This is a genomic window from Nostoc sp., assembly GCF_035638895.1.
Lineage (GTDB): Bacteria > Cyanobacteriota > Cyanobacteriia > Cyanobacteriales > Nostocaceae > Nostoc.
The window spans coordinates 1-2,480 of the sequence record NZ_DASQZC010000322.1; the positions used below are offsets into that span (position 1 = coordinate 1).

A 2,480-nucleotide genomic window follows, 5' to 3' on the forward strand; every position below is an offset into this window, starting at 1 on the left:
CCTGAATGCAAAAATTTTCTCGCCAAAATTCCGAGTAGTAAAGTTAAAAAGAAATATTTCCTCAAATGCACAAAAGGCTGTGAAAATGTCGTGCTATTTTGGAGCGACTTTAACAAAACTTGGCAGCCACCACAAACTAAAGCAGTCCAAGCTGAAAATCAACAAAAGCCTCTTGTGAAGACGACGGCATATCCCTGCCCTGTATGTAAGAAACCTCTAGAGGAGTACAGTTACATCAAAGAGGGGCAGAGTAAGACAATGTTACGATGTTCTAACGCACAATCCCGTAAGGATACCAAACATAAAGATGTAGCTTATTTTAGTACCCAAAAAGGGTGGTGGAGTCCTAAGTTTGGGGAGATATCAAAAACCTAACTTAAAGTTATCTAACCCTAGCTGCTGTGGCTATAGTATTGTTAATTATTTACTTGTATTTTTGAACAAAAAAATACTTAATTTTACTTATGACACAATCAAAAGAAATTTGTACTGTGTTTTTGGGAAATTCAATGGTCGATGATGACTACACCCTGTATCAAGATGGACAGGTTAAAAGATTTTATGATCGGAATGCGTGGTCGCTTAATAATGTGGATTGGCTTGACGCAAAAAAATTGAATAACTCTGTTAAGCAAAAACTACTTGATGAATGTCCTGAAGAGTTCAAAGAGGAAGCCAGAAAACTGCTTGGTCTGTAAAAGAGTTTTATACAGTTATTTTTTGGAAATAAAACTTCGTAAAATATTTTAAAAATTGTATGTACGCTGTTAACAAATTTGCTGACAGTAGTACTCGTTACAATCTTTTAGAAAGTGTTTGCGCTGCACAGTAATCTATATACATCTAGGAAAATCAATTGAGCCAATTTGGTCAATTCACCCCGTATTAAGGCGATGACATCTGGATCGCCTCTTCCCTAGCAAGTATAAATACTTAACAAACAAGCGCTTGCAATCAACTTCGCAATTTGCTAAGATTATTTTAAAGCCTCTACTTTACTTATTAATTAAGTAAGGTTTTTCAATCAATTTAGAGAAGGATTATTTTGAACTCAGGTAAATCGCCGGAGTTATAAAATAACCCTAATTCCTATTCCTATGAATTACAAGGAGAGATTTATGTTCTTTTTTCTGTCTAGAGGTAGTCCATGCCCATGCGTATTATTACTGAAACCAGACTCAAAAATGGCTGGGAAAAGCACCCTGATGCAGAACCTGGTTTACGAGCTTGGAAGAAGCTTGTAAAAGCACAAAACTGGAATAGTTTTGCTGAAATAAAAGCTACTTCTATTTTTGCGCCTGACCAAGTTAAAAACTTTATCGTTTTTGATATTGGAGGAAACAAATATAGATTAATAACCTATATTGACTATGAATCTAAAATGATATTTATCCGCTACTTTCTCACCCATTCAGAATATGAGAAAAATAACTGGAAAAGTGATATATGGTTTAACGGCTAGCGCTAATTAAAAGCTTTACTAGCTAAGTAAAATTAAGATTGGTAAATCCACCAATCTTAGTTTTCAAATAATTTAAGTAATATTCTAATGGTAAAATGTCATACAACAATACCAGCTACATGGAGTTGCTCACATCTTTTCCCCCTCGCCCCATAGTTTCTGAAGAAGACCTAGAAAAAACTCAAACGGTAATTGACGCTCTAATTGATAAGGGAAAACTAACTGAGGACGAAAGAGCCTATTTGAATTTACTAGGTATGTTAATTCACGAATATGAAGAGAAACAAGATATTGTTCCAGATATTTTTGGGGTAGAGCTTCTCAAGGTTTTAATTGCAGAACTTAATTTGAAACAAAAAGATTTAATTGATATTTTCAAAACTGAATCGATTGTTTCTGATGTACTAAAAAGTAAGCGTAAATTAACAGTTGAACATATCCAAAAGCTTGCAGATTTTTTTCATGTTTCTCCGTCCGTATTTTTCCCAGTAAATCCATCACAGAAAGACTTCTTAGAAGCAGTCTCCAGGTAGCGAAACTGTTGAATCTTCATTATCCTATCCTGGAATCACTTGCATATATATGGCAACTGTTGGGGTGTCTGCCAAGATAATGTCTAGTACATCACGGCGTAAGTAAACCAACTACACCCGTATGGGGATCTTGTTACAAAACCAGTAAAAAGCTGACTCTATAACCTTTTTGAATTCTTAATTTTGAATTTCGCGTAGCGCTACTAAGTATTTATCAACACACTTGATTTACCTTAGCCGCGAGTTGTGCAATATTCATCTGCTCGTAGTATTCAAAAGGTTGATGAATCCAGGGGTTATCAGCCAAATAATCAACATAATAATTGGGTGCTATAACTGAACAAGCTTTATACCAAAGAACGGCGGTGCGAATTTCCTCAATGGGGAAATCAGTATTTTGCTGGAGCCAAGGTATAGTCTGCTGGAGTGTGATGCCAGAGTCTACCAAATCATCTACTAAGAGAATGCGGGAACCTAACTTTTCG

Annotated in this window: 4 protein-coding genes and 1 pseudogene; 4 read left to right on the forward strand and 1 reads right to left on the reverse strand. The window is 35.6% G+C overall.

Features of this window, described 5'->3' with window-relative positions:
* The 4 genes and pseudogenes from VE944_RS15900 to VE944_RS15915 form a co-directional block, all read left to right on the forward strand.
* A pseudogene (locus VE944_RS15900) lies at positions 1-375 on the forward strand (type I DNA topoisomerase); the annotation flags it as partial.
* Between the two features lie 89 nt (positions 376-464).
* Positions 465-698, forward strand: coding sequence for a hypothetical protein (locus tag VE944_RS15905; protein WP_324978620.1), 234 nt, complete (start codon positions 465-467; stop codon positions 696-698).
* A 455-nt stretch (positions 699-1,153) separates the two neighbouring features.
* Positions 1,154-1,462 carry a type II toxin-antitoxin system HigB family toxin gene (locus VE944_RS15910; protein ID WP_324978621.1) on the forward strand — a complete coding sequence of 103 codons (309 nt, stop codon included), beginning with the start codon at positions 1,154-1,156 and terminating at the stop codon, positions 1,460-1,462.
* A 95-nt stretch (positions 1,463-1,557) separates the two neighbouring features.
* A complete protein-coding gene (locus VE944_RS15915; protein WP_324978623.1) occupies positions 1,558-1,995 on the forward strand; it encodes a helix-turn-helix domain-containing protein in 438 nt (145 codons plus the stop codon).
* Between the two features lie 214 nt (positions 1,996-2,209).
* On the opposite strand, the gene VE944_RS15920 is transcribed toward VE944_RS15915, so the two are convergent.
* Positions 2,210-2,480 (reverse strand): phosphoribosyltransferase (locus VE944_RS15920; RefSeq protein WP_324978625.1); only part of this gene is annotated, 271 nt, incomplete at its 5' end.

Excerpts from the sequence above, each read along its gene's own strand:
- VE944_RS15905 (WP_324978620.1), top strand. The coding sequence starts at position 465 with ATGACACAATCAAAAGAAATTTGTACTGTGTTTTTGGGAAATTCAATG.
- VE944_RS15910 (WP_324978621.1), top strand. The coding sequence starts at position 1,154 with ATGCGTATTATTACTGAAACCAGACTCAAAAATGGCTGGGAAAAGCAC.
- VE944_RS15915 (WP_324978623.1), top strand. The coding sequence starts at position 1,558 with ATGTCATACAACAATACCAGCTACATGGAGTTGCTCACATCTTTTCCC.